This window comes from Nocardia sp. NPDC005745 (assembly GCF_040630775.1).
Taxonomy (GTDB): domain Bacteria; phylum Actinomycetota; class Actinomycetes; order Mycobacteriales; family Mycobacteriaceae; genus Nocardia.
Genome location: NZ_JBEXYF010000008.1, coordinates 158308 through 182087, shown reverse-complemented (window position 1 = coordinate 182087; position 23780 = coordinate 158308). Strand labels below are relative to the sequence as shown.

The window sequence follows — 23780 nt, the reverse complement described above, 5'->3', positions numbered from 1 at the left end:
CGTACTCATCCAGGCTTCCGAAGCGACTTTGAGGTGAACCAGTCGACTTCTTTACGGTCGTATTACGGTTGGATGTCGCCGAGCCGGGGCAACCGCACGACGAATCGCGCGCCCCCGCCAGGGCGATCGGTGCAATGCACCCGGCCGCCGTGCGTGGCGACCGTCTCGGCGACCAGCGCGAGGCCGATGCCCGTCCCGTCGGGCGAGCGGCGGCCGCTGCGGGCGGTCGCGAAGCGTTCGAATATCCGGTTGCGATCCACGGGTGGTACTCCGGGGCCCGCGTCGTCGACGGTGAGTACGGCTTCGGTGCCGTCGCGGTCGACGGTGACCGCGACCACACCGCCGCCGTGCCGGTCGGCGTTGTGCAGCAGGTTGGCCACCGCCCGCTCCAGCTCCACCTTGCGGCCGCGCACGGTGACGTCTTGGCGCACCGTGAGCAGCTCGCCCGGATAGCGGCGATCGGCCAGGGTGTGGACCAGCAGGTCGCGCACCGACAGGGGCTCGGCGTCGCCGTGGTGCATCCGCGCTTCCACCCGCGCCAGGGCGAGCAGATCGTCCAGCAGCTTGCGCAGATGCTCGACTTCCGCCGTCACCAGGCCGAGCGCCCGCTGCGAACGTTCCGGCAGATCGCCGCGATGCCGGTTGAGCACGTCGACACCGGCCATCAAGGTGGTCAGCGGCGTACGCAGCTCGTGGCTGACATCACCGAAGAGCCGGTGCTCCCGCTCGATGCGCCGTTGCAGCGAGTCCACCATCGTGTTGAACGCCTCGACGGTGATCGCCAAGTCCTGGTCCTCGGTGGCGGGCAACCGCTGGTCGAGGTCGCCGGAGGCGATCCGCGCGGCGGTGCCCGCGAGCTGGTGCAGCGGGGTCAGCACTCGCCTGCTCGCCCACCAGCCGACCGCCGCGCCGATCAGGGTGACCACCACGGCGCAGCCGATCAGCACATTGCGCAGCAGATCGAGATCGGCGTTGAGGTCTCCCGGCGATTCGCTGCCCGCGGGCGGTCGCTGCGCTTCCAGATAGCCGCGGCTGATCACGAACACCGAGACGACCAGTACCAGCGACATCAGCGCGGCGATCGTCGCGAAGACGGCGGTCACCCGGGCGCGCAGGCTCCAAGCGTTCGGATTCCAGCGTTCGGCGTCGAGACAGCGCTCAGCGCCGCACATCGAGGCGGTAGCCGAGCCCGCGCACCGTCACCACGATGCGTGGATCGGACGGATCCCGTTCGATCTTCGTGCGCAACCGGCGCATGTGCACGTCGACGATGCGCTCGTCACCGAAGAATCCGCGGTCCCACACGCGCTCGAGCAGCACCGTGCGGCTGAGCACCCGGCCGGGTGATTCGGCCAGCTCACACAGCAGACGGAACTCGGTGAGCGTGAGCCGGATCTCCTCGTCGCCGCGGCGCACCACACCGCTGTCCTGAGCGAGGACGAGCGGAGCCGTGTCGTCGGCCTCGAGCACCATCTCCTGGGGGGTCTCCCGTTCGGCGGAAAGCCGGGACCGGCGGCGCACCGCGCGCATGCGGGCGGTGATCTCCTTGATCTCGAACGGCTTGGTGACGAAATCGTCGGCGCCCGCCTCCAGCGCGGCCACCACGTCGTGGGTGTCGTCGCGAGCGCTGACCACGATGATCGGGACGTCATGGTCGCGGCGGATCTCGCGGATACATTCGAAGCCGTCCATGCCGCCGAGCATCAGATCGACGATCATCACATCGGGAACACCATTGCTGCGCAGATGAGTGAGCGCGTCCTCGGCTTCCTCCGCCTCGTCGACGTCGTACCCTTCATCTTCCATAGCGAGCCGCAACGCACCACGGACCCGGTCGTCGTCTTCCACGATCATCAGGTTTGCGCTCAAGACCCTATCCCTTGCAGACATGCGGAAGCGCGTCACGATGCGGACAACCGCATCCCCATACCGACGCGACCTTCCGCTTTTCAAGCAAACTTTGCTCGCTTTCGAGTACCCCGGTGCCCGGCCGGTAAACCTCCGGCAGACCGACGCGGGACCTCCTCGTCCTTCGTCGACGCTATACGCCCGCCCGGCTCGCCGGGCAGCGGGGCACTGACGCAGCTCGGCTCTCGCGCGCCGCGCGCAGTACGCACAAGACGACTCGGCCCACCAAAAGCATCTGTTTACAGGTGATTTCGGTCGAACGATCGAACGATCCGAAATCCGCGCGGCGCGCAGTACCGAGTGCGAAGCTCACCAAAGCAGCGTGCCGGGTGTCACATACTTCGGATTCATCTATAGCGGCGGCTCGTCGGTGAGCGGTCTCACGGCAGCGCCAGCGGCCCACCGGCTACCGTGGCGGCTCCAACCGGTTGAAGTTGCTCGGCGGACGGTCGGCACCAGGCTCTTGATACCAGAAGCGCAATTTGCGGGCATCGAACGTGGCGAACCACTCGTCCCAGTCCACCCGGCGCAGCACCGCTCCGCCGTACCCGGGGAAGTCGAAACGCAGCACCCCGAGCCGTCCGTCGTACTCGCTGCCCGGCACAGTGGCGGGCCGTGCGCCGCGCTGCTCGGCCCAGCGGCGGATGACGTCGTGGTTCCTCGTGACGGAAATGCCGCGAGAATGGGGCGACGGCCCTGGCCAACCCGGTCCGAACCGCGGATTCCGGGTGCCTGGGCGGCGCTGGTCGGTCATGACGAGCTCCTCGAGCCATCGGCATCTGTTGTCCGGTTCCTGTCTTGGTACCCGTCCGCGATCTTCCGCAAACTGGTCGGCCGAACCGCGGGCGGCCGAGCGTGCACCGGTTCGTCCGGCGGGCGATGGGTAACCGGCCGATGTTCGCCTGTACGAGAAGGAGTTGGCATGTCCAGTCACAGCACGGCACAGCCGGTCCCGCCCACACCCGAGCCGGATCCGGTGCCGCCCATCCCGGAGCCGGACCCGGTACCACCTATTCCCGAGCCGGACCCCATTCCTGATCCGAATCCCGTTCCGCCGCAACCCGATCCGGATCCGCTGCCGCCGGTGCCCGGTCCCGCGCCACGGCCACCCGCACCCGGCCCCGCACCGACGCCTCCGATACCGGACCCCGGTCGCCCCTCGCCGGACCCCGGCCTGCCCGGACCGTCACCGGATCCGGCTCCACCGAATCCGGTGTAGCCCGGCCTGTGCTCAGTCCCGCATCGCCTGTTCGCGCAGCGTATTCAAGGTCCTGGACAGAATGCGCGAGACGTGCATCTGGGAGACCCCGAGCCGCTCGGCGATCTCATTCTGCGTCAACGATTCGAAGAATCGCATGATCAGCACCTGACGCTCGCGTTCGGGGAGTTCGCCGAGCAGCGGCTCGACGGCCATGACGTCCTCGACGAGGTGATAGGAGGGCTCTTCGATGCCGAGGCTGTCCAGCAGCGGCTGCGGAGCGCTCTCGGCGTCCTCTCCGGCGACCGCGTCGATGGACGCCGACTGGTAGGCGTTGCCCGCGATCAGGGCCTGGGTCACCTCGACCAGATCGACCTCCAGCTCCGCCGCGATCTCCCTGGCCCGCGGCATCCGGCCCAGGCGCTGCGACAGCGTCTCGACCGTGGGCCCGATGCTCAGCTGGATCTCCTTGGTCCGGCGCGGCACCCGGACGGCCCAGGTGTTGTCCCGGAAATGCCGGCGAACCTCGCCCATGATGGTGGGGACCGCGAAGGACAGGAATGATGACCCGCGCGACACATCGAATCGGTCGGCTGCCTGCACCAAGCCCAGACGCGCCACTTGCAGCAGATCATCGAAGTTCTCGCCGCGTCCGGAAAACTTTCGTGCGATGTGCTCGGCCAGGGGCAGGCATCGTTCGATCAGCTCCAAGCGCATGGCCTCGCGCCGCGCGTCGCCGGGATCCAAGGCGGCGATCTTCTCGAACAGCGGCTCGATGTTGTCGTAGGTGTCCCCACGCGACCTCGATTCACCCGCCATTGCGGGCACCCCGCACCCAGCTGAAATCGATCACTGTCGGATATCCCCCGAGCACGTTGTCGTGGGACCCCTGCGCGGCGGCGATCGAGTCGGTCAGCGTGCGCACGATGTGCCAGCCCAGCCCGGCATGGCCCATCACCGACTCGGTCACCGCGACCGACGAGACATGCACGAACATCTTGTCGGTGTCGTAGGTGAATTCGCAGTCGATCGTCGAGCCCGCCGCGGCGTCGAGAATGAGGGAAGTCGCCACCTCATCGAGCGCGAGGCGGATGTCGGTCACCTCGTCCAGGGCGAAGTCGGCGATGAGGGCAACGGTCTCGGCGAGCGCGCGCAGCATGGTCAGCTGCTCCAGCCGGGCGGGCACCCGTACACCGATAGTCGTTGTGTCGGTAAAGGATCGGGAAGTCCACTCCCCCATTTGCCCATCACCACCTTGTCCTCACAGCCACTCCACCGTGGCCTGCGTACCGCTGCGGGTTCTCCTCGACCATCGGAACACCGCAGGTGACGCGGACTGTGGAGCAGAAATACCGCCGCGTTCCTCGTCGAGGACGTACCCGCCGCGACCGGATCGAAACGCGGGTCAGTCGGCGTCGATGCGCTCGTGGGCGGTGAGCAGCAGATGGTCGAATCGGGTGCGCAGCCCGGGCGGGACACCGGTAAGACCGGGCAGATCGGCGACCAGCCGCGCGGCCAGTGTCCGCAGCTTGACGTTGGTTTCCTGCGAGCGCCAGCTCAGCACCCGGAACGCCTGCTCGGGACCGATGCCGTAGATCAGCATGAGGGCGCCCTTCGCCTGTTCGATCACCGATCGCGCGGCGTACAGCTCGGGCAGGGCGTCGTCCAGCGTCTCCTGCCGGTGTTCGGCGAGGGTGTCGGTGACGTCGATGTAATACCCCGAAGTGCCGACCACCCGGCTCCCCTCGTCGATCATCCGATCGGCGACCAGGATCACGTGATGCACGGCGCCCGCCGTATCGATGATGCGATGCCTGCTGGAGAACGGTTCCGCGTCGGCGATCGATCGCGCCAAGGCGCTGGCCACCGCCTCGCGGTCGTCGGGGTGCTTGTGCGTCAGCAACAACTCCGTCGTCGGCGTCACCGACCCCGGCCGGTAGCCGTGCATCGACGCGACCTCGTCCGACCACTCCCATCGCTGGTCGGCGAACCAGAAACGGAAACCGCCGACGCTCTGCGGCGTTCCGGTACCGATCACCCGGTCCAGCGCGAGCGCTTCCTCGGGCTGGACCGACCTGCTTTCACTCACCGCAGAAGTATCCGATGCCGGTGCGCCCGGTGCGACCGGATCGGGGGGCGCACCGCGAGCACGGGCTTCGAGACGTCCTTCGGCTCAAGCGTCCAGTGCGGTCCGCATGGACGAGTAGCGGGGGAACAACGATCGCACGCCGGTCACCTCGAGTGCTCGCTCCACCCCCGGTCCGCCCGCGACGATCCGCAGATCCGGACGACCACCCACCGCGTCCCTGCGCAGCGCGCCGAGCCGCACGGCCGCGCGCAGGCTCAAAAACCTCGCCGCGCGCAGATCGATCACCACCGCATCGCACGGTGACTGCAGGGCCCGGTCGACCGTCTCGAAGAACTCGGCCGACACGGCGGCGTCCAACTCGCCTTCGACTCGGACCACCACGCATTCGCGGCGGCGATCCACCCGCTGTGCCCACAACCGGTTGTCCCGACGACGTCCCGGTCCCGAACCATTGAGATGCACACCCTCGGCATGCTCTCGTAGCAGAGAAATGGCAGACAAGTCGAACCTCCCGTGTAGGGGGTTTCCAGTCCTTCGCAGCGGCCGGGACGAGGGCGGCGCGAGCGCGAATCGGTTGCCGTGCCGTCCCATCGACCGGCTGCGCCGAATGCGTCGAACCGGGGTCGGCTGTGATCTCAACCTCTCTACAGTGTGGCACGGTCCACACGTTCCCGACAGCGTTCGGTAGGAGAACGTGACCCGTCGCCGGCGGGCCCGGGATCAGGGAAAACCGACCGTTCGGCTTGTGATCTGCCCGCTGACGTGGGGTTTCAGCGGCCCGCGTCCGGGCATATCCCCGACATATTCCCGAACGTCACGCGATGCCGGTCGTAGGGCAAGCGCGCGGATGAGCGCGTCCGCACGGCGCCCCGCGACGAGAACGGAGCACCCGGTGAAGATTGCCATGGTTTCCGAAGACGCCAGCCCCCTCGCCGAAGGGAGCCCTGCCGATGGGGGCGGCCGCGGTGCGTACGTCGCCGAATTGTCGGCGGCCTACGCGCGCCGCGGACACGAGGTGACGGTCTATACCCGGCGCATCGGGCCGCGTGCCCCCGCCGAGCTGCTCACCGAGGGCGGCTATCGCGTGGTGCACGTCGCGGCCGGACCGCCCACCCCGCTGCCGAGCGATCGGACCTTGCCCTACCTCGGGGATTTCGGCACGGTCCTGCGGCGGCACTGGGCCGCCGAACGACCGGATATCGTGCACGCGCACTACTGGAAATCGGGGCTCGCCGCCGAGCTGGCCTCGCGCGCCCACGGCATCCCGGTGGTGCTGACCTTCCACGGCCTCGGCACCGTGCAGCGGCGCTGCGAAGGGCTCGCCGACCCGAGTCCGCGCTCGCGCATCCGGTTCGAGCGGCTCATCGCGACGCGGGCCGCGCACGTGGTGGCGACCTGCTCAGACGAGGTCGCCGAGCTGGCCAGGATGGGCGTGCCCCGATTCCGGACCACGATCGTGCCGCACGGCGTCGACCTCACCGCGTTCACCCCGGAGGGCGCGGCCGCCGATCGGCACGCCACACACCGATTGCTCGCGTCCGGAGAGTTGGTGCGGCGCAGCGGATTCGACCCGGTCATCCGAGCGCTGGCGGACCTCCCGGACACCGAACTGGTGATCGTGGGAGCCCCGGCCGACGACGACGAAGACGACGCCGAAGGTCGCCGGTTGCGCCGCCTCGCTTCGGATCACGGTGTGCGCGAGCGTCTCCGGTTGGCCGGAGCGGTGACGCGGCCGACTTTGCCGCGGCTGTACCGCTCCGCGGACGTGGTGCTCTGCACGCCCTGGTACGAGCCGTTCGGCCGGGTGGCCCTGGAAGCGATGGCCTGCGGCAAGCCGGTGATCGCCACGCCCGTCGGCGGTCTGCTCGACACGGTGGTCGACGGCGTCACCGGGCGCTTCGTCGCCCCGCCCGAACCCGACGCGATCGTCCGGGCCGTGCGCCCCCTGCTCGAGGACTCGACACTCCGCGAAACCTGGGGCGCCGCAGGGTATCAGCGGGCCGCGAGCCGGAATTCCTGGGATCGGGTCGCGACCGAGACGCTCAGCGCCTATCACCGAGGTGCCCCCGCCCACGCGGGAGAAGTCGTCTCGTGGGCCCGCTGATCGACCCGTTGACTCGCGAGTGTCCGTGTCAGGAGTGGTCGGCGCGGACATCCTCGGAGGCGCTGCGCCAGCGCCACGGCGCGATGAGCCATGTCACCACGAACAACGCGACGGAGACGACGCCGGTCGCCACCGCCGCTGCCGTCCCCGTCACGTAGTCGACCACGAGGATCACCGCGCCGATCAACGCGAGACCCAACAGTGCGACGCCCGCCATCGCGCAGCGGTGCGCCGCCGCGACGACATTGCCCAAGCGGTGGCGGCGGAACAGGATGCGGTGCCAGGACACCGGGGCGATCAAGAACACCGTGGCCCCCAGAACGGCGGCCAAGGTGGCCATATAGAGCGCTCGCATACCCGGGGACAGCGTGCCGAACGACGCCTGGAACGGCAGGATCAGCAACGCCCCGAAGAGGAACTGCACACCGGTCTGCACGACACGCAACTCCTGGATCAGGCTGCCCCAGTTCCGGTCCAGTCGTTCGAGTTCGGTCTCGCCACGGGCGCGGCGCGCCCAGGCGTCGTCCTCATCCTCGGGCACGCGCGGACTCCCGGCGATTGCGCTTCTTGATCGCCTCGACGAGTTCGTCCTTGGTCATCCGCGAGCGACCGGAGATGTCCAGTCGCCGGGCGATGCCGAGCAGGTGCTCCTTGGACGCGTTGGCATCGACGCCTTCGGCGGTCTCGCCCCGCGCGTCCGGGCCGCCGTGTTCGGCGCGCTGGTCGGACGGACCGCGGCGGGCCTTGGCCTCCCAGTGATCGCCGACTTTCTCGTAGCTGTGCTTCAACGCGGCGTAGGCGACGCGATAGGCGCGCTGCTCGTCGCCGTCGTACTGTTCGAGCGCGGCGTCGTGCGCCTCGGCGAAGGTGCGCTGAGCCTTCTCCTCCGACCGCTGCAGCGTGCTCGGCAACTCCGACTGCTCGACGTCGCCGCGTGCTGTCGTCTTGGGCATATATCGCTCCTCTCCCGTCCCCGAGGCCCGTGGTCCGGAGTAGTGCGAAAGCCCGGTGCGCCGCCGCGCGGGCCCTCCGGATATCCGGACGCATACCCGGTGAAATGCCGATTAACCCGGTGTCTGCCGGGTACCACCGCTGCATGGCCGTTACCACCGATCAGCTGCTGCATGCGCTCACCCGCACGGTGAACGCGTTGGCGGCGACAGATATCCGATTCGCGGTGGCGGGCGGCTGCGCGGTCTATGCCCGTGGCGGCCCCACCTCCCAGCACGACGTCGACATCTTCGTCAAACCGGAGGACAGTGGGCGAGCGATCCACACCCTTGCCCGCGCGGGTCTGCGGGTGTGCGACCCGCCGGAGAACTGGCTGCGCAAGGTCTACGCCGACGACATCCTCGTCGATGTGATCCACCGTCCGAACGATCGTGACGTGACCGACGAACTGCTCGACCGGGCCACCGAGATGCGGATCGGGCCCGCGAAGGCCCCGGTGATCAGCGGCACCGACCTGATGGTGGACAAGATGCTCGTCTTCGACGCACATCGCCTGGATCTCAGCCCGATTCTGCACATCGCGCGGGACCTGCGGGAACAGGTGGACTGGGAGGCGGTGCGCGAACAGACCAAGGCCTCGCCCTACGCGCGGGCCTTCATGGGCCTGCTCGATGATCTCGGCATCACTCGCACCGGAAAGGTGGAATAGATGGAGCAGCCGCAATACCTGGTCGCACGGTTGCGCCGGGCGCTGGCCGAGGATCCCCGCACCGCCGAACTCGGCGTGCAGGTGACCATCCGCGGCGACGTCGTGGCGCTGTGCGGCGAGGTGAGCAGCGAGAACTGCAAACAACAGATGGAAACCGTCGTGCACGAGCAGCTTCCGCACGCGCGGATCCACAACGACGTCCATGTCAACCGTCCCACGGCACCCGTCGAGACCGAGACGCTGGGGCCGGACGGACCCGAAAGGAGTTGAGCCGCATGCGGATAGCCGCCGTCGGTGATGTACATCTCGGCGTGGATTCGCGCGGGCAATGGCGGCCCGCCCTGGACGGCCTCTCCGAGCGAGCCGATGTGCTGCTGCTGGCGGGCGACCTGACCCGCCACGGCACCTCCGACGAAGGCCGGGTGGTCGCGGCGGAGTTCGCCGACCTGGGCGTGCCGGTCGTGGCGGTCCTGGGCAACCACGACTATCACAGCGACGCCGACCGCGAGATCGCGACCGTGCTGACCGACCACGGCATCACCGTCCTCGAAGGAACCTCGGTGACCTTGAACGTGGACGGGAGCACGCTCGGAGTCGCGGGCACGAAAGGCTTCGGCGGCGGGTTCGCGGGCAAATGCGCGAGCGTCTTCGGCGAACCCTTGATGCGCGAGTTCGCCGCGCACACCGTGGACGTGGCCGCCGCGCTCGGCGAAGCCCTCGCCGCGTTGCACACCGACGTCACCGTCGCGCTTACGCACTACTCCCCGATCAGCGACACGCTGCACGGTGAACCGAGGGAGATCTATCCCTTCCTCGGTTCCTACCTGCTCGGCGAGGCGATCGATGAACACGGCGCCGACCTGGCGTTGCACGGTCACGCGCACGCCGGGACCGAGCGCGGCACCACTCCGGGCGGCATCCGGGTACGCAATGTCGCCCAGCCGGTGATCCGAGCGGCGTACGCGGTTTACGACATGCACCCGGCCACGGTCTGAGGGAACGCCGGACTCAGAAGTCGGTCGAGATCGCCTCCACCGTGCTGCCCGACTGAGTGTTGTCGACGGCGGTGGCTACGTCGGCCTGCGCGATGATGCCTACCAGCCGGCCCTGCTCCAGCACCGGTACGCGGCGTACCTGATGCTGCGACATGACCGACATGACCTTGCGCACGTCGTCGTCGGCTTCGACGGTGACCAGCTCCCCGCCTCCGAGTTCGCCCACATCGACGCCGAGCGGGTCCTTGCGCTGAGCGATCACTTCGACCACGATGTCGCGGTCGGTGAGCATTCCCTTCAGCTTGTCGTCCTCGCCGCGGATGGGCAGGGCGCCGACGTTCAACTCCGCCATGCGCTGCGCGGCGGCGACCACCGTGTCACTGGACCGGACGCATTCCACATTCGCGGTCATGATGTCCCGTGCTGTTGTCATCGGGATCCCTCCTGGGACTTTCTTACCGGTAGGAGCGGCCCGAACCGGGCGGCTCGCTGAGGTCGTACCCCCGTTTCGGATCCGCTAACGCGGGCATCCGACCGGTACGGCCGCTCCGGACGGGCCCGGTTCGAACGTTCGAGCCGCGGGCCGCCCACGCACCGAAGACGTTGCCGCTCAGCAGAAAGGACATCCGATGCTGCCAGCACCGAACGAGCCGACCGCGGGATCCGGCGCCGGAGAGCAGCACGCACCCCGGACCCACACGTTCCCGGACGACACCCGCACCAACCGCACACACGCCGGAGAATCCATCGAGGACGCCCGCAACTGGCCGGGGATCATCCTGGTCGCGGTAGGCATCGTGGCCATGGCGCTCACACTCACCGCCGCCGGGTACGGATTCGCGGGCTGGGCGGTGATCGCCGGTGTCGTCTGCGGCGTCTGCATCGTCGCGGGCGTCCTCGTGATCATCGCCGAGCATCGCCGGATCAAGTCGCGAGAAGGCAAGCGGCTGCGGGACGCCGCCGGGCACTGATCGCGAGTCCGTCCGCTCGGCTGAAGCCGTGCGGCCGCCCGTGACGCCGCCCGGAGAACGCGGCTTCGACATCCAGGAGAAAAGAATGACAAACCAGCCCAACCGGCCCTTGGGCCGCTTCGCGCTGCTCATGGGCGCGCTGGCGGCGGGCTCGGTGCTCACGGCGTGTTCGGCCGACGACGGCGATTCGGCCGCGGACACGCCCGCACCCGCGACCGTCTCGATCACCATGCCGGGACCGTCCAGCTCGCAGGTGCCGAATACCGACGAGATCACTCCCGCGGCGGCCGAGCAGCTGTGCGACATGATGCGCGCCGACATCGACAACTGGCGTGGCCAGGGTGCGACGGTCGCCAAAGTGACGTTCAACGGCACCGTGCACAACTGGGCCGCCCGCAACGGCGGTCTCAACGACGTGGTCGTCACCGACCGGGGCACGATCGACACCATCACCACGCAGAATTGCCCCGATGTCCGGGAGCAGGCGGTGCAGGCGCTGAACGTGCCGGACCTGGCCTCCGCTCTGGCGGGGTTCGGCCGATGAGCGCCGCGGGCCGCATGGGCATCGCCGCGCTCGCCGCGCTGGCACTCTGCGCGGGCGGATGCGGCGACGAGCCGAAGAAGATCGTGAACAAGGGCGGTGACACGCCGTGCAACGAATTCGTCGCCCAGGATGACGACAAGCAGCGCATCACCACCGAGAAGTTCCTCGAGCAGGAACGCGAGGGCGACGGCACGCCCGACGCCAGGACCGTCGATGCCTCGATCGCGGCGATCAAGCTGATGTGCGCGGCCCAGGCCAATCCGGATACTCCGATTCGCAAGGCCGATCTCACCGGCATCTTCGTGCCGAAATAGCGAGGGTTTCGAATCAGGCGGAACGGGCATCTTCGGACGTAGCAAGGACTGCTCGTCCGATTTCCGAATGCCGCTCCCGCCGTGGGTGTCCAGGCGCCGAACCCCTCGGGAGCACCGCCGTCATCCGTGCGTCCCCCTCGACAACGGCGTCGAGGACCGCACCACGGCGGCGGGCTTCGAGCCCCGTTTCGCGGCATTCTCGCGAACGACTCGAAGCTACGCGGCATACCCGCCCCGGGCCGCCGACGATGTCGGCCCGGGCGGCGGGGCCGTGCCCTCAGCGCCGAAGTGGAGGCTTTTCCGTGACTGTGTTGCTCGCGTTGCGCGCGCACGGGCTGCGGGAGCTGCTGACCGCGGTTCCCGCGCTGCGCGCGTTGCACGACGTCCGTCCGCGCCACCGGCTCGTACTCGCCGCGCCGGGATGGCTGCGTCCCGTCGTAGAACTGGCCGATTGCGTCGACGAACTCCATGCGACCCCGATGGCGGGCGGACTGCGCTGGAACGCTCCGCCGCCGGCCTTCGCGGTCAATCTGCACGACGCCGGGGCCGACAGCATACGCGCGCTGCTGGCGACCGATCCCGAACAGACGATCACTTTCCGCCACAAGGACTTTCCGCAGTTGCCGGGTTCGCGGTTCGAGCCGGGCCTGCACGAGACCGTGCGGTGGTGCCGTCTGCTGGAATGGGCGGGTATCGCGGCCGATCCGGCGCGGCTGGACCTCACACCGCCGCCGGAGAGCTCGGGTGAGCGCCGCTGGATCGTCGTCTATCCGGGCGGGGCGCCTGCTCGGCGCTGGCCCGCCGAGCGGTTCGCGACGGTGGCGGCGGGCCTGCGGGAATGGGGGTATCCGGTGCGGGTCGTCGGCAGCGCGGCCGACCGTCCGCTCGCGCGCGCCGTGGCCGAAGCGGCCGGATTGCCCGAAAACAGCGTGCTGGCAGGCGAACTCACGCTGCGGCAGTTGGCCGTCACGGTGGCCGACGCCGCCCTCGTGCTCAGCGGCGACACCGGTGTGGGCCATCTGGCCACGGCGTTCGGCACCCCGTCGGTGCTCGTCTTCGGCCCCGATTCGCCCGCGGTGTGGGGACCGCCCCCGGAACGGATGGCCCATGTCGCCTTGTGGGCCGGACACGTCGGCGATCCCCGGTCGGACGCGCCAGCACCCGGGTTGGCGATGATCAGCGCCGCCGAGGTGCTCGCCGCGGCGGATCGGCAGCTCAGCAGTCAGGTCCGGGTGTGACGAGGAAGCGACGCGGGCGTTTCAGGCCGCCGAGACCGGCTATCTCGGGCTTATGACGTCCCTATGGTTGCACGGCGCGCAGGTTCCGGCGCGGTTGCGGTTGACGCCGGGATCGCACTTCGACACGGTGGTGATCGGCGGCGGTCTCACCGGACTGGTGACCGCACTGCTGCTGGTCGAGAACGGCGTCGAGGTGGCCGTGGTCGAAGGCAAGCGCGTCGGTGCGGGAACGACCGGCGCGACCACCGGGAAAGTCAGCCTGCTACAGGGGACCCGTGCCCAGCAGATCGCCAAGCACCACTCCGATGACGTCCTGCGCGACTACGTGGCGGCCAATCGCGAAGGCCAGGAATGGCTGCTGCGTTTCTGCGCCGCCCATGACGTCACCGTCGAGCGGGCCGCGGCGTTCACCTACGCGCAGACCGACGACGAGATGTCCGCCGTGCGAGCGGAATACGCCGCGACGCAGAAGGCCGGTCTGCCCACCGAACTACTCTTCGAGCTGGATGCCCCCTTCCCGGCGCACGGCGCGGTCCGTCTCGCCGATCAGGCACAACTCGACCCGATGGCCCTACTGGCGGCCCTCGCGGCCGACGTGGAATCGCACGGCGCGCCGATCTACGAATCCACCGCGGTTCGCGGCGTGCACCACGGCGGCCGCGGCGAGCTCGTCGTCTCCACCGAGCACGGTGACCTCGGCGCACGCCGGGTGGTGCTGGCGACCGGGACGCCGATCCTCGATCGCGGCGGGTTCTTCGCCCGTCTGACTCCGCAGCGCTCCTACCTGACGGCCCTCCGTCTGGACCGGCCCGCTCCGCGCGACATGTACATCAGCGCGGGCAGCCCGACCAGGTCCCTGCGTCGCGCGCAGGGACCGGACGGTGAACTCCTGCTGGTCGGCGGCAACGGCCATGTCGTCGGCCGCGGCGGCTCGACCCGCGAGAAAGTGGAGGATCTGGTGAGCTGGGCGCGAACCTGGTTCCCCGGCGCCGAACCGACGCACCGATGGTCCGCCCAGGACTACTCGCCCATCGGGGAACTTCCCTACGTGGGTCCGGTGCTGCCCGGTCAGAACGACATTCAGCTGGCCACCGGCTATGCCAAATGGGGTCTGACCAATGGTGTGGCCGCGGCCATCGCGCTGGCCGGACGGCTCACCGGCAAGCCGCCCCGGTGGGCGGGCGCCCTGGCGAGCTGGCGCCCGGACGAACTCAAGGCGCTACCGGCGGCCACGAAGATCAACAGTGCTGTGGCGCAGAAACTCTCCGCGGGCTGGCTGCGGGTCGCGACCCGCCACGACGGCGCCGCTCCGGAGGAAGGCTGCGGCACGGTACTGCGCGAGGGCCTGCACCCGACCGCCGTGTGCACGGTGGACGGCGTCACCAACCGGGTCTCGGCGGTGTGCCCGCACCTGTACGGCATCGTCAACTGGAACGACGCCGAACGCACCTGGGACTGCCCGCTGCACGGCTCGCGTTTCGCCGCGGACGGCACGCTGATCGAAGGCCCGGCCACCAGTTCGCTCACTCCCCTGCACGTGCCGCGGGACACCCCTTGAGCTGACGGTCCGCCGGATCCGGATCGAACCCCCGCGTCAGTGCGTGAGCGGCCTGGCCTCGGTCAGGATTCGATCGACCGTCTGCTCGACCGTCGACTCCGAGGTGTCCAGCCAGAGCCCGATCCGAGGCGTACTCTCGCGCAGCAGCGTGTCCAGCTCCGCCACGGTGAATTCGTCGTAGGCGACCTTGCCCCGCCCGGCCTCCCGCGCGGCGACGACCTCCGGGCGCGGCGCGAGCACCACGACATAGAGCGGGCGCGTGACGATGAGATCCGCCAGCCAGGGCAGGAAGTCGCCGAGCACGACGTCTTGCAGGACGGTCGTGAACCCGGATTCGGCGTAGGCGTCGGCGGTCGCGGCGGCGAGCCGGTAGCGCAATCGCAGCTGGGCCAGCGCCTCGGGCGAGGGATCGGCGCTCATCTCCACCCGCCCGTGCACGACGAAACGGCGGAACACGTCCCCTCGCACGTGCGCCGAGCGCGGCAGCCGTTCGGCCAATGCCTGGGCTACGGTGGATTTGCCCGCCGCCTGGATCCCGGTGATCAGATAGACAGCCGATGTCATGACGACGATCATCGCGAATTCCGGCTCGACCGCCGCCGGGCGCCCTGCCGTGTTCAGTTGGCGGCGGCGCCTGCCTTCTGTTCGACATAGCGGTTCATCGCCCAGTTCAACCCGCGCATCGCGACGTTGTATGCGGGCGGGAAGTAGCGCTGCGCCCAGAAGCCCACCCGGATGTCGGGTGAGGTGAAGACCAGGTAGCGGTTGCGCTCGACGCCGCGCACGATCGACCGCGCCGCCGCTTCCGGCGTCACCGCGTGCCGCATGAACAGCGCCATTCCCCGCTGCACCGCTTCGGCCGTGCGATCGACGCCCGCGATGTCGACGCTGTCCACCATGGGTGTCGCCATCGCGCCCGGACACACCAGGCTCACGCCGATGCGGTGGCGCGCCAAGTCGAAGCGCAGCACCTCCGACACCCCGCGCAGGCCGAACTTGCCCGCGCTGTACGGCGCATGCCACGGCAGGCCGAACAGCCCCGCCGCCGACGACACGTTCACCAGGTGGCCGCCGCGCCCGGCCACGATCATCGGCGGGACGAACGCTTCGATCACGTGGATCGGACCCATCAGATCGATGTCGATGGTGCGCCGCCATTGGCTGTGCGTCAGCCGGTCGACAGTGCCCCAGGTGGCGATGCCCGCCACGTTCATGACGATGTCGACGCTGCCCACCGCGTCGTGCACCCGCGCCGCCAGTGCGACGACCTGGTCGTAGTCACTGACATCGGCCGCCTCGGCCAGGTGCACGGTCGCGCCTGCGGCACGCACGTCCGCGGCGGTTCGCGCCAGACCCTCCGCGGCGATATCGGTCAGCACGAGCGCGGCGCCCTCGGCCGCCGCCGCGAGCGCCGTGCTGCGACCGAGACCGCCGGCCGCCCCGGTGATCAGGCAGATTTTGCCCGCGAACTTCGTCATAGTGGACGACCATACGCAACCATGAACATCGCTGTCTATGGAACGGCCGGACGGCTTCCCCACGGAACAGGAGCCAGCGCGACCGTGATGTTGTCCCCACCGCCGCAGCGCAACGCGAACTCCGCGAGCGCGCGGGCCGCCGCCGCGGGCGACGCGCCCGCCATCTGCTCGGCCAGCGCGGACGGGGAGGGAGCGTAGTTCCACAGTCCGTCGGAGCACAGCAGCAGCAGGCCCGGCCCCGAGACGCGGACCGTCCGTACGCAGTTGTCCGCCCACGGCTGCGGCGGGCTGTCCGCGCCCAGCCAGCGGATCAACGTGTGCGCCCGGGGGTCGGCCATCGCCGCACGCTCGTCCATCGCGCCCGCGTCGACCAGCGCCTGTGCCCACGAGTCGTCGACGGTCAACCGTTGGGCCTGCTCGTCGGCCGGCCGGCCGTCCCGGCCGGTCGGCAACCAATAAGCGCGACTGTCACCGACATTGGCCACGGTGATCTCGGTTTCCTCGCCGTGGTGGGCGACGACGGCGGACACGTAGGTGCACGAGGGCGCGGGGCCGTCGGGAACGTCGACGTCGCGGACCGCCTGCACCGCGGCCGTCAGTCCGGCCATGATCGCCTCTGCCGCGGGCGCTCCGGTGGCGAGCGCGGCGGCGGTGGCGCCGACGCCGGCGCGGACCGCCGCAGCCGAAGCCACCTGCGGGCGCGACGAGGTCGATACCCCGTCGCTGACCGCGATCACGACGGATGCGGCCGCTCCGGGCGCGGCACCTTCGAGCACCCCGGCAGCGACGGCGTCCTCGTTGCGCGCATGGGCGATGCCACGATCGGTGAGCACCGCGACCGCGTCGAGGTCGGCGTCGAAGCGATCCGGCGCCGTCCGGGCCCGGCCGCATTGCGCGCAGCGCCCCTCCGCGTCGAAGCGGTCTCCCCCGCATTCGACGCACGGCGTCGGATCGTCACCGGGCAGCGCGACGTACCGGTAACCGAGTTCCAGACCGCAGGACGGGCACCGCCGGCTGTCCAATCCGACAGCCGAGCATCCCGCGCAGCGTAGGTCGGCACCTTCATCGCTCATCGGTTCGCTCCCCCGGCCGACGATGCCGCGGATCCGGCATGCTCCGGAAGTCGTTGGCCCAACCGTAACCACAGTGGCTCGTTGCTGGTGCGAACTTCCACACCGTCCTCCTTCATCTCCCCGGCAGGCCGACTCCGATCGCGATAGTACGGGAGCGTCGCGGGCTTCCGTCCCAGTGCTGGACCGACCGGCAGCTGCCAGGCGGCACGATAGCCGACGGTCTGCCCGCGTCCGCGCGCTGAGGCATACTCCACCGGATGACCGGCTCGGCGGGGAGCCGCTGACGCTCAGACCAACTCGGGCGCGCGATGCGGGCGCCGGCCCCGCGAGCGAAACGTCTGCGGAGGACAGCCCTGCCAGCGGCGGAAGGCACGGATGAAGGAGGCCGCCTCCGCGTAGCCGAGCCGTGCGGCGACCTGTTCGGTGGTCATATCGGTGTGTGCGAGCAACACCTCCGACATGGTTCGGCGCACCTCGTCCAACAGTGCCCGGAACGACGTGCCTTCCTCGTGCAGCCGCCGAGACAGCGTGCGCGAGCTCATATACAGCCCGAGGGCGACCGTCGACTGATCGGGGATCTCACCCGGAGTGCGGACCAGGCGGTCGCGTACCGAAGCCGCGACGCCGGTGCGTGTCCGGTGCCGGTCGAGCAGATCGCGGCACAGTTGCCCGCAGTTGTCCCGCGCTGCGTCGTTCGCCGGGGGCAACGGCCGGTCCAGCACCCCGCGGTCGAAGACCACCGCGCTCACCGGCGCACCGAATACCGGCGCGACCCCGAAGATGTCGCGATACCGCCTGATGTCGCGCGGAACAGCATGCCGGAAGCTGACCTGCCGTACCGGCACACCCGCGGAGAACAGTTCACGATCGAAGGCGGGCAACCCGGCCAGGCTCGCTTCGGCGAAGAATGCCCGCGTCCCCGGCGGAATATTCGAGTCCTCGAATACCAGCCGCGCTTCGCCGCCCGCTTCCTCGACGGTCAATCGCCCGAACGGCACCGTACGACCGACGCAGCACGACCCGACTTCGATCAGCTCGCGCAGTGTCCGGCTGCCCAGCAGCGCGAGCCCCCACGGCCCGCGCGAGCGCAGCCGGTGCCGGACCGCCGCCGCGAGGCCGAGCCCGGGCTCGTCACCGAAGCGACCGAGCACCGCGTGCACTACCCGCAGTTCGTCGTGCGCGGTGATCTCGGCGGCCGGATCGTCCAGCTCGGCGGGCCCCAGCGCCGTACCGGCCAGGCACTCGGCAGGCGCCATGCCCCGCTCACCGGCGATATGTACGAGAGCGCGCACGCCCGCGGCACTGCGGAGAGAATCCGGATCGACCATGGCTCGCATCCTCGATGAGCGGTACTACGCGGTATCGGCGCAATGTATCAATCGGGTGTCGCGCGCATCGGTGGTTCGCCGAAATGCCGATGCGCCACACCATGGCGCACAGTATTTTTCGTCGCCCGAACAGCGGAATCCGATGCTCGCACGTGCTCAATCCCGCACGGTGATGCCGATGGAACGCGCGAAGGCGGGCGCCAGGTCGATCAACTGCAAACTGGTGACCGTCGCCCCACGCAGGCTGTCGAGCCCATCGGTGAAGTCGAGGGCGGTCGCGCCGCGCAGATCCACTTTCGCCAGCCGCGTCTTGCGCAACGACAGCCGGACGAGCGCCGAGCCGGGCACCGTGACGTCGGTGAGCGCGGCCTCGGCGAAGTCGCAATCGCGCAGTACACAGTCGACGAAGGACACTTCGCGCACGTGGGCGCCGCGGAAGTTGACCGAGTCGAATTTGCAGCCCTCGAACCGCACCCGCCGCAGGTTCGCTCCCGCGAAATCGACGCCGGACATCGCACCCGACACCACCTCCCCGTCGAGCCATGCCGTGTCGGCCAGTTCGGTGCCCACCCAGCGGACGTGACGCAGCCACACATCGGTGAACCGGCTGTAGCGCAGACTTCCCCGGGTGAAGGTGATCGAGGTGAACGCCGACTCGTTGAACCGCGCGTGCCGCACATCGAGATCGTCGAGTTCACCGCCGTCCATCCGGACGCAGTCGTAGTCGCCTTCCGCCTCGAGGTCGCCGTCCGGGGCCGTGAGGTACCGCGCGTAGGGCAGGTCGTCGAGTTCGCGCGCCATGCGCTCCTCCAGTTCGTCACGATGATCGGTCGGCGCCGAGTATTCCGGTGACCCACGACAGGTTCGCCGCCGATCCGACCGGTCGGGCGCTGCCGGCCGGAGCGTGCGCTCATCGGGCGACCGAACGTGCCGCTAGCCGATGTGGCCGATGTCCGACCAGAGATCGCACTGGTGTCGAAGGGCGAAGGAGTCCGCGACGGTGATGTCGTCGCTGCCGAGTTCGAGGGTTCGGGTCGTGTCCGAGGCCGACGGCCACGGGGCGAAGGCCGGCGTTTCGGGATTCCCGGTGTGCGCGAACTGGGCCCAGCTCTGCTGGATCCGCTGGGAGAGACGGTCCGCCGCGGGTGGCAGCGGGATCGGGACGCCCAACAATCCGGAGAAGACGTAGGGCACTTCGGCGCCGTGAAAGGCTCCGGGCAGGATCGGGTTGTGCCCCAGGGGCGCATCGTTGAACTCGTATTGCCACACCCGAGCACCGCCGCGACGGGCGGCTCGGGTCGTGAACAACGCCGGACAGGCGAAGAAACCGTCGGTGATCACGTGCTGCTTGGCCTCGGCCGGGGTCGGGAAGGCCACGACCGGGTATCGCTGCAGCACGCGATCGGCGTTGCCGGTGAAGATTTCTCGCGCCCAAGACACGTAGTCCGCCGAGTCCGGCACGGTGGCGCGAGCGAAGTCGAGCAGCGCGAGGAACGTCGCCCCTTCGTCGGCGTTGCTGCCGACGACGAGCGGAATATCTCGTGCGGCCCCATCCGCCAAGGCGTTCTCCGGCGAGGTGGTGACGACGACGTCGTCGCGCACCGGGGCCCAGGTGACGGCCATCGTGTGCAGGGTCGTCGTGGGCGAATCCAGCATCCGGTCGGCCGGTAGCGCGCGCAGGCACGCCAGGCGGGTTGCGGCCTCGGCGCAGCCGAGACCGGCGGCGTAATCGGCTGATCGCTGATAGGCCTGTTCTTTCGAGGCAGGTGCGAGGGGGCTGCGTGCGCAGGAACCGCTTTCGATGATGGCTTTGGCGTAGAGACCGCGGGCGGTCGGTGCGGCCAGTTGCGTGCAGACACTCATGCCGCCCGCGGATTCGCCGAACAAGGTGAGGTTGTCCGGGTTTCCACCGAAGGCCGCGGCGTTGTCGCGGATCCATCGCAGTGCTGCTTGCTGGTCGAGGGTGCCGTAGGTTCCGGTCATCCCGCCTTCGGCCGCAGCGAGCTCGGGCAGCGCCAGGAAACCGAACGGGCCGAGTCGATAGTTGGGTATCGCGACGATGACCTGGCCATCCCGCACGAGCCGGGCGGGTGAGTCGTACTGGGCGTTGGAACCGAGGACGAACGCACCACCGTAGAACCACACCATGATCGGAAGTTCGGTTCCGGCGGGATGTTCCGGTACGTAGACGTCGATGGCGAGGCAGTCCTCACTCGCGGGCTGCACCGCCGGGGTCCACGGCAACGGAGAGGATTGCGGGCATTGCGGGCCATGCGCGGTGGCCGCGCGAACGCCCGTCCATGACGGCGCGGGCCGCGGCGGCGCGAAACGGTTGACGCCCCCGGTGGAGGCCGCGAACGGGACGCCCAGATACTGGAGCACCCCGTCGACGCGCGCACCCCGGATCATCCCACCGGAAACACTCGTGACCGGACCCTCGTCGGCGCCTGCCGGTCCGGCGGCGGGGAAGCCGACCGCCCCGAAGACCAGGACCGCGGCAACGACCAACCACCGTAGCGGGCGCACACGCTGGGATATCCCGACGTCGACCGGCATGAGAACACTCCTGCACACCTGAGGTCAGCGCCTGACGCATCGCCACACCGACCTAAAATCTATTTTTGTGACAAAAGCAACTTACCGGGATGGTGCCGCGGGCGGGAGGAATTGGACGAATCGGATCGCGGACCGCTACTCGGCGTCGGGACCACTCGCCAGGATGGTCAGCAAGCGCTGCAGCGCGGGAAGCGCGGAGTCGATCGCCATGCGGTCGGAGGCAGGAAGGGCGTCGAGGGCTTCGCGCAGCATCGCGGCGCTGGCCTGGTCGTACCGATCGAGCAGATGCCGCGCCCGCAAGGAGGCCACCAGCATCGCGCCGCGCCGGTCGGAAGGCAGCGGCTTGCGATCGACCAGCCCCGCCTCGGCCATCGTCTTGACGAGGTTGCTGATCGTCGAGGGCGCCATTCGGAGTTCACTCGCGGCACGGGTGGGCGTCAGGCCACCGGTGGCCACCAGCAACCGCAGCAGTTCGATCTGAGGTTCCGGCAAGTCCGGCAACCCCTCGGCGGCGCGCGTGCGGTTGAGCACCGCACGCCGCAGCGGCCCCAGCAGAGCGCTGAGTCGAGCCTCGACATCGGGCTCCGATATCGCCCGGGCCCGGACGGTGATGGCATCCACGAACTCATTGTGCACTTGCGGTGCACGGCACCCGCCATTACTTTTGCAACAAAAGCATTAGCTGAACGGGCGCGTACCGCCCGGCCACCCCGCACAGGAGCCTTTCCGATGAGCGTCCCACCTCGCACCGAGGGCAACGAGCCGCCGATGGCCGAGTTGACCGGCCTCGTGGGGCATCGATTCATCTACCGCTACGACAACGGGTGGCGGTACGAGATGTACGTGAAGAACAGCCACACCATCGACTACCGGATCCACTCGGGCATGGTCGGTGGACGCTGGGTCAAAGATCAGCATGTCGACGCCGTCCGGATCACTACCGGCCACTTCAAGGTCTCCTGGACCGAACCGACCGGCACCAGCGTCGCCGTGGACATCCTGCCCGCGCAGCGACTTCTGCACGGGGTCATCTTCTTCCCGCGCTGGGTACACGAGCACCCCGAGCGAACAGTGCTGTTCCAGAACGAGTTCCTCGACCGGATGGCTTCCTATCGCGACCAGGGCCCGACCTACCCGATCCATGTGGTCAGCGAGCTCGCCACCATCACGTGGTATGAACATGTCGGCGAGAACGACGACGCCGTCATCTCCTGCGCACCGGACGAATTGCCGTCCGGATACGCAGACCGAGTCGATTGATGCCGAACGCGAGCGATCCTCATTCACGCCGATTCCGGCAGTCGGCGCGGGGAAATGCCCACTCGCCCGGGGGCACACGGTGTGCGCTCCGGTCGCACCGTCGCCGAGCGCCCGGCTCCGTCGATCCTCCGCCGGAAGAAACAAGAGGTCGTGATGAGAAGGCGTTCGCATATCAGTGGCAGGCGGAAGGCCGAGCGCAACCCACTCCTGCCCGCGCAGGATCCCTTCTACCGACCACCGGCCGATCTGGCCGCGCACAGGCCGGGCGCGATCGTGCGGAGCCGTCCCGTCGAGGTGGCGCTGTTCGCGGTTGTGCCGCAGCAGGTTTCGGCATGGCAACTGTTGTATCGCAGCAGCGATCTGCACGGCCGGGCGGAGGCCGCGGTCACGACCGTGCTCCTGCCCGCGGGGGCCGTACCTGATCCCGATCGGCCGTTGCTGGCGTTCCAATCGGCGATCGACGCCGTCACCGAGCGCTGCGACCCCTCCTATGTCCTGCAACGCGGCGCCCGGGCCCGCGGGTCCATCACGCAGGCGGAATGGTTGCTGGTCGCCGGCGCCCTGCGGCGCGGCTGGGCGGTGAGCATCGCCGACCACGGTGGCCGCGCAGGCAATTTCGGCGCTCCGCGCGAGCCCGGCTACCGCGCCTTGGACGGTGTCCGGGCCGCCTTGCAGTTCGGGCCACTACATCTGCGCGCCGACACCATGGTCGGCGTCTGGGGTTACTCCGGTGGCGGCATGGCCAGCTCCTGGCTCGTCGAGATGGCGCCGACCTACGCCCCCGAACTCGACATCGTTGGCGCCGTCCTCGGCTCCCCCGTCGGCGATCCCGGGCAGGTATTCATCCGGCTCAACGGCGGCCGCTACGCCGGCTTCCCCGCCATCGTCATCGCCGCGCTGCGGCCGCTGTACCCGATCCTCGATCGCGTCATCGAGGCCAACCTCACTCCCGAAGGTCACCGCCTACTGGATCGCGCGCGGAGGCTGCCGCCCATCACCGCGCTGCTGCGGCTGGCCAACCAGAAATTCGACGACTACCTGCACAAACCCTTGGAACAAATCATGGCCGAACCGGAACTGCAGGGCATGCTGGACGAACTGCGCCTCGGCGGATCCGCTCCACGCTGCCCGCTGCTGGTCGTCCAGCCCGTGCGCGACAAGATCGTCCACATCGAGGGAATCGACGCACAAGTCGACAGTTACCGCCGCGCCGGCGTCCACGTCACCTACCTGCGCGACCGGTGCAGCGACCACTTCACCCTCCTGCCACTCTCGACGCCGATCAGCCTGCAATGGCTCGCCGACCGATTCGCAGGCAAACAGTTGCCGCCCGCAGGGACCCGGACGGTACGTTCTGTCGCGACCATGGCGCCCGGAGTGCGGGGCTTGCTCGTTATGGCCGGGACGGCACTGCGCGCGGCGTTCGGCCTGCCCCTGACCGCGGGCCGCCGGCCGCGTCGGCACCCCGACCGCACCATCGCCGCATAACCGGCCGACACCGCAGTC

At 69.2% G+C, this 23780-nt stretch carries 29 protein-coding genes; 12 read left to right on the top strand and 17 right to left on the bottom strand.

The genetic code is table 11. The features are described from left to right. Positions 1–62 precede the first annotated feature (62 nt). The 3 genes from ABZ420_RS11570 to ABZ420_RS11560 form a co-directional block, all read right to left on the bottom strand. Positions 63–1172: an ATP-binding protein gene (locus ABZ420_RS11570; RefSeq protein WP_357120434.1), complete on the bottom strand. Its 1110-nt coding sequence runs from the start codon at positions 1170–1172 to the stop codon at positions 63–65. Beyond that, positions 1159–1869, bottom strand: a complete 711-nt coding sequence (locus ABZ420_RS11565; protein ID WP_040866806.1) for a response regulator transcription factor — start codon at positions 1867–1869, stop codon at positions 1159–1161. The genes ABZ420_RS11570 and ABZ420_RS11565 overlap by 14 nt, the downstream gene beginning before the upstream one ends. Positions 1870–2314: 445 nt before the next feature. Beyond that, complete coding sequence (locus tag ABZ420_RS11560; protein ID WP_357120431.1) at positions 2315–2662, bottom strand: hypothetical protein; 348 nt, start codon at positions 2660–2662, stop codon at positions 2315–2317. Between the two features lie 168 nt (positions 2663–2830). On the opposite strand from ABZ420_RS11560, the gene ABZ420_RS11555 reads away from it, so the two are divergent. After that, complete coding sequence (locus ABZ420_RS11555) at positions 2831–3127, top strand: hypothetical protein (protein ID WP_357120428.1); 297 nt, start codon at positions 2831–2833, stop codon at positions 3125–3127. A gap of 12 nt (positions 3128–3139) precedes the next feature. On the opposite strand, the gene ABZ420_RS11550 is transcribed toward ABZ420_RS11555, so the two are convergent. From ABZ420_RS11550 to ABZ420_RS11535, 4 genes are all read right to left on the bottom strand, one after another. Continuing rightward, positions 3140–3925 carry an RNA polymerase sigma factor SigF gene (locus ABZ420_RS11550; protein ID WP_357120425.1) on the bottom strand — a complete coding sequence of 262 codons (786 nt, stop codon included), beginning with the start codon at positions 3923–3925 and terminating at the stop codon, positions 3140–3142. Beyond that, entirely contained in the window at positions 3915–4292 is a 378-nt protein-coding gene (locus tag ABZ420_RS11545; protein ID WP_245659811.1) for an ATP-binding protein, read from the bottom strand. Before ABZ420_RS11545 ends, ABZ420_RS11550 begins: the two co-directional genes overlap by 11 nt. Positions 4293–4511: 219 nt before the next feature. Further along, entirely contained in the window at positions 4512–5195 is a 684-nt protein-coding gene (locus tag ABZ420_RS11540) for a PAS and ANTAR domain-containing protein (protein WP_040866803.1), read from the bottom strand. An 84-nt stretch (positions 5196–5279) separates the two neighbouring features. Continuing rightward, positions 5280–5696 carry an STAS domain-containing protein gene (locus ABZ420_RS11535; protein WP_062969118.1) on the bottom strand — a complete coding sequence of 139 codons (417 nt, stop codon included), beginning with the start codon at positions 5694–5696 and terminating at the stop codon, positions 5280–5282. 391 nt (positions 5697–6087) lie between these two features. Here ABZ420_RS11535 and ABZ420_RS11530 point away from each other — a divergent pair, with 391 nt between their 5' ends. After that, positions 6088–7299, top strand: coding sequence for a glycosyltransferase (locus ABZ420_RS11530; protein ID WP_357120421.1), 1212 nt, complete (start codon positions 6088–6090; stop codon positions 7297–7299). 28 nt (positions 7300–7327) lie between these two features. Here ABZ420_RS11530 and ABZ420_RS11525 read toward each other — a convergent pair whose 3' ends face one another. Beyond that, a complete protein-coding gene (locus ABZ420_RS11525) occupies positions 7328–7840 on the bottom strand; it encodes a DUF6328 family protein (protein WP_357120418.1) in 513 nt (170 codons plus the stop codon). Further along, positions 7827–8252, bottom strand: coding sequence for a ChaB family protein (locus ABZ420_RS11520; protein ID WP_357120415.1), 426 nt, complete (start codon positions 8250–8252; stop codon positions 7827–7829). Before ABZ420_RS11520 ends, ABZ420_RS11525 begins: the two co-directional genes overlap by 14 nt. A gap of 143 nt (positions 8253–8395) precedes the next feature. Here ABZ420_RS11520 and ABZ420_RS11515 point away from each other — a divergent pair, with 143 nt between their 5' ends. Genes ABZ420_RS11515 through ABZ420_RS11505 form a run of 3 tightly spaced genes read left to right on the top strand, consistent with a single transcriptional unit; the run spans position 8396 to position 9954 of the window. Beyond that, entirely contained in the window at positions 8396–8959 is a 564-nt protein-coding gene (locus ABZ420_RS11515) for a nucleotidyltransferase (RefSeq protein ID WP_357030856.1), read from the top strand. After that, the gene (locus tag ABZ420_RS11510; RefSeq protein ID WP_357120412.1) at positions 8960–9229 is read left to right on the top strand and encodes a BON domain-containing protein; all 270 of its coding nucleotides are present in this window, start codon (positions 8960–8962) and stop codon (positions 9227–9229) included. A gap of 5 nt (positions 9230–9234) precedes the next feature. Beyond that, the gene (locus ABZ420_RS11505; protein WP_357120409.1) at positions 9235–9954 is read left to right on the top strand and encodes a metallophosphoesterase; all 720 of its coding nucleotides are present in this window, start codon (positions 9235–9237) and stop codon (positions 9952–9954) included. 13 nt (positions 9955–9967) lie between these two features. On the opposite strand, the gene ABZ420_RS11500 is transcribed toward ABZ420_RS11505, so the two are convergent. Further along, positions 9968–10387 (bottom strand): CBS domain-containing protein, encoded by a 420-nt coding sequence (locus ABZ420_RS11500; protein ID WP_357120406.1) that lies wholly within the window; start codon positions 10385–10387, stop codon positions 9968–9970. Between the two features lie 196 nt (positions 10388–10583). On the opposite strand from ABZ420_RS11500, the gene ABZ420_RS11495 reads away from it, so the two are divergent. The 5 genes from ABZ420_RS11495 to ABZ420_RS11475 all read left to right on the top strand — a co-directional run bounded on the left by ABZ420_RS11495 (position 10584) and on the right by ABZ420_RS11475 (position 14579). Beyond that, entirely contained in the window at positions 10584–10925 is a 342-nt protein-coding gene (locus ABZ420_RS11495) for a hypothetical protein (RefSeq protein ID WP_357120403.1), read from the top strand. Positions 10926–11010: 85 nt separating this feature from the next. Continuing rightward, the gene (locus tag ABZ420_RS11490) at positions 11011–11469 is read left to right on the top strand and encodes a hypothetical protein (RefSeq protein WP_357120400.1); all 459 of its coding nucleotides are present in this window, start codon (positions 11011–11013) and stop codon (positions 11467–11469) included. Continuing rightward, positions 11466–11783 (top strand): hypothetical protein, encoded by a 318-nt coding sequence (locus ABZ420_RS11485; protein ID WP_062969099.1) that lies wholly within the window; start codon positions 11466–11468, stop codon positions 11781–11783. Before ABZ420_RS11490 ends, ABZ420_RS11485 begins: the two co-directional genes overlap by 4 nt. Positions 11784–12085: 302 nt before the next feature. Next, positions 12086–13021: a glycosyltransferase family 9 protein gene (locus ABZ420_RS11480; RefSeq protein ID WP_357120397.1), complete on the top strand. Its 936-nt coding sequence runs from the start codon at positions 12086–12088 to the stop codon at positions 13019–13021. A gap of 52 nt (positions 13022–13073) precedes the next feature. Then, on the top strand, positions 13074–14579 hold the full coding sequence (locus tag ABZ420_RS11475; RefSeq protein WP_357120394.1) for an FAD-dependent oxidoreductase: 1506 nt from the start codon (positions 13074–13076) through the stop codon (positions 14577–14579). A gap of 36 nt (positions 14580–14615) precedes the next feature. On the opposite strand, the gene ABZ420_RS11470 is transcribed toward ABZ420_RS11475, so the two are convergent. The 7 genes from ABZ420_RS11470 to ABZ420_RS11440 form a co-directional block, all read right to left on the bottom strand. Continuing rightward, positions 14616–15143 carry an AAA family ATPase gene (locus tag ABZ420_RS11470; RefSeq protein WP_357120391.1) on the bottom strand — a complete coding sequence of 176 codons (528 nt, stop codon included), beginning with the start codon at positions 15141–15143 and terminating at the stop codon, positions 14616–14618. A 53-nt stretch (positions 15144–15196) separates the two neighbouring features. After that, positions 15197–16057, bottom strand: coding sequence for an SDR family oxidoreductase (locus ABZ420_RS11465; protein WP_357120388.1), 861 nt, complete (start codon positions 16055–16057; stop codon positions 15197–15199). Between the two features lie 35 nt (positions 16058–16092). Next, positions 16093–17130 (bottom strand): protein phosphatase 2C domain-containing protein, encoded by a 1038-nt coding sequence (locus ABZ420_RS11460; RefSeq protein ID WP_357120385.1) that lies wholly within the window; start codon positions 17128–17130, stop codon positions 16093–16095. 287 nt (positions 17131–17417) lie between these two features. After that, positions 17418–18458, bottom strand: a complete 1041-nt coding sequence (locus ABZ420_RS11455; protein WP_357120382.1) for an AraC family transcriptional regulator — start codon at positions 18456–18458, stop codon at positions 17418–17420. A gap of 156 nt (positions 18459–18614) precedes the next feature. After that, the gene (locus ABZ420_RS11450) at positions 18615–19259 is read right to left on the bottom strand and encodes a pentapeptide repeat-containing protein (RefSeq protein ID WP_357120379.1); all 645 of its coding nucleotides are present in this window, start codon (positions 19257–19259) and stop codon (positions 18615–18617) included. A 132-nt stretch (positions 19260–19391) separates the two neighbouring features. Next, positions 19392–21014, bottom strand: coding sequence for a carboxylesterase family protein (locus ABZ420_RS11445; protein WP_357120376.1), 1623 nt, complete (start codon positions 21012–21014; stop codon positions 19392–19394). Positions 21015–21149: 135 nt separating this feature from the next. Next, positions 21150–21635: a MarR family transcriptional regulator gene (locus tag ABZ420_RS11440; RefSeq protein WP_357120373.1), complete on the bottom strand. Its 486-nt coding sequence runs from the start codon at positions 21633–21635 to the stop codon at positions 21150–21152. 108 nt (positions 21636–21743) lie between these two features. Here ABZ420_RS11440 and ABZ420_RS11435 point away from each other — a divergent pair, with 108 nt between their 5' ends. Both ABZ420_RS11435 and ABZ420_RS11430 read left to right on the top strand, forming a co-directional pair. Then, positions 21744–22274, top strand: coding sequence for a phenolic acid decarboxylase (locus ABZ420_RS11435; protein ID WP_357120370.1), 531 nt, complete (start codon positions 21744–21746; stop codon positions 22272–22274). A gap of 153 nt (positions 22275–22427) precedes the next feature. Continuing rightward, positions 22428–23762, top strand: a complete 1335-nt coding sequence (locus tag ABZ420_RS11430; RefSeq protein ID WP_357120367.1) for a lipase family protein — start codon at positions 22428–22430, stop codon at positions 23760–23762. Positions 23763–23780 lie beyond the last annotated feature (18 nt).

Coding starts and splice junctions, on each gene's coding strand:
- ABZ420_RS11475 (WP_357120394.1), top strand. CDS start 13,074: ATGACGTCCCTATGGTTGCACGGCGCGCAGGTTCCGGCGCGGTTGCGG.
- ABZ420_RS11520 (WP_357120415.1), bottom strand. CDS start 8,252: ATGCCCAAGACGACAGCACGCGGCGACGTCGAGCAGTCGGAGTTGCCG.
- ABZ420_RS11555 (WP_357120428.1), top strand. CDS start 2,831: ATGTCCAGTCACAGCACGGCACAGCCGGTCCCGCCCACACCCGAGCCG.
- ABZ420_RS11455 (WP_357120382.1), bottom strand. CDS start 18,458: ATGGTCGATCCGGATTCTCTCCGCAGTGCCGCGGGCGTGCGCGCTCTC.
- ABZ420_RS11450 (WP_357120379.1), bottom strand. CDS start 19,259: ATGGCGCGCGAACTCGACGACCTGCCCTACGCGCGGTACCTCACGGCC.
- ABZ420_RS11445 (WP_357120376.1), bottom strand. CDS start 21,014: ATGCCGGTCGACGTCGGGATATCCCAGCGTGTGCGCCCGCTACGGTGG.
- ABZ420_RS11485 (WP_062969099.1), top strand. CDS start 11,466: ATGAGCGCCGCGGGCCGCATGGGCATCGCCGCGCTCGCCGCGCTGGCA.
- ABZ420_RS11435 (WP_357120370.1), top strand. CDS start 21,744: ATGAGCGTCCCACCTCGCACCGAGGGCAACGAGCCGCCGATGGCCGAG.
- ABZ420_RS11510 (WP_357120412.1), top strand. CDS start 8,960: ATGGAGCAGCCGCAATACCTGGTCGCACGGTTGCGCCGGGCGCTGGCC.
- ABZ420_RS11430 (WP_357120367.1), top strand. CDS start 22,428: ATGAGAAGGCGTTCGCATATCAGTGGCAGGCGGAAGGCCGAGCGCAAC.
- ABZ420_RS11470 (WP_357120391.1), bottom strand. CDS start 15,143: ATGACATCGGCTGTCTATCTGATCACCGGGATCCAGGCGGCGGGCAAA.
- ABZ420_RS11460 (WP_357120385.1), bottom strand. CDS start 17,130: ATGAGCGATGAAGGTGCCGACCTACGCTGCGCGGGATGCTCGGCTGTC.
- ABZ420_RS11570 (WP_357120434.1), bottom strand. CDS start 1,172: ATGTGCGGCGCTGAGCGCTGTCTCGACGCCGAACGCTGGAATCCGAAC.
- ABZ420_RS11505 (WP_357120409.1), top strand. CDS start 9,235: ATGCGGATAGCCGCCGTCGGTGATGTACATCTCGGCGTGGATTCGCGC.
- ABZ420_RS11490 (WP_357120400.1), top strand. CDS start 11,011: ATGACAAACCAGCCCAACCGGCCCTTGGGCCGCTTCGCGCTGCTCATG.
- ABZ420_RS11515 (WP_357030856.1), top strand. CDS start 8,396: ATGGCCGTTACCACCGATCAGCTGCTGCATGCGCTCACCCGCACGGTG.
- ABZ420_RS11495 (WP_357120403.1), top strand. CDS start 10,584: ATGCTGCCAGCACCGAACGAGCCGACCGCGGGATCCGGCGCCGGAGAG.
- ABZ420_RS11500 (WP_357120406.1), bottom strand. CDS start 10,387: ATGACAACAGCACGGGACATCATGACCGCGAATGTGGAATGCGTCCGG.
- ABZ420_RS11465 (WP_357120388.1), bottom strand. CDS start 16,057: ATGACGAAGTTCGCGGGCAAAATCTGCCTGATCACCGGGGCGGCCGGC.
- ABZ420_RS11550 (WP_357120425.1), bottom strand. CDS start 3,925: ATGGCGGGTGAATCGAGGTCGCGTGGGGACACCTACGACAACATCGAG.
- ABZ420_RS11560 (WP_357120431.1), bottom strand. CDS start 2,662: ATGACCGACCAGCGCCGCCCAGGCACCCGGAATCCGCGGTTCGGACCG.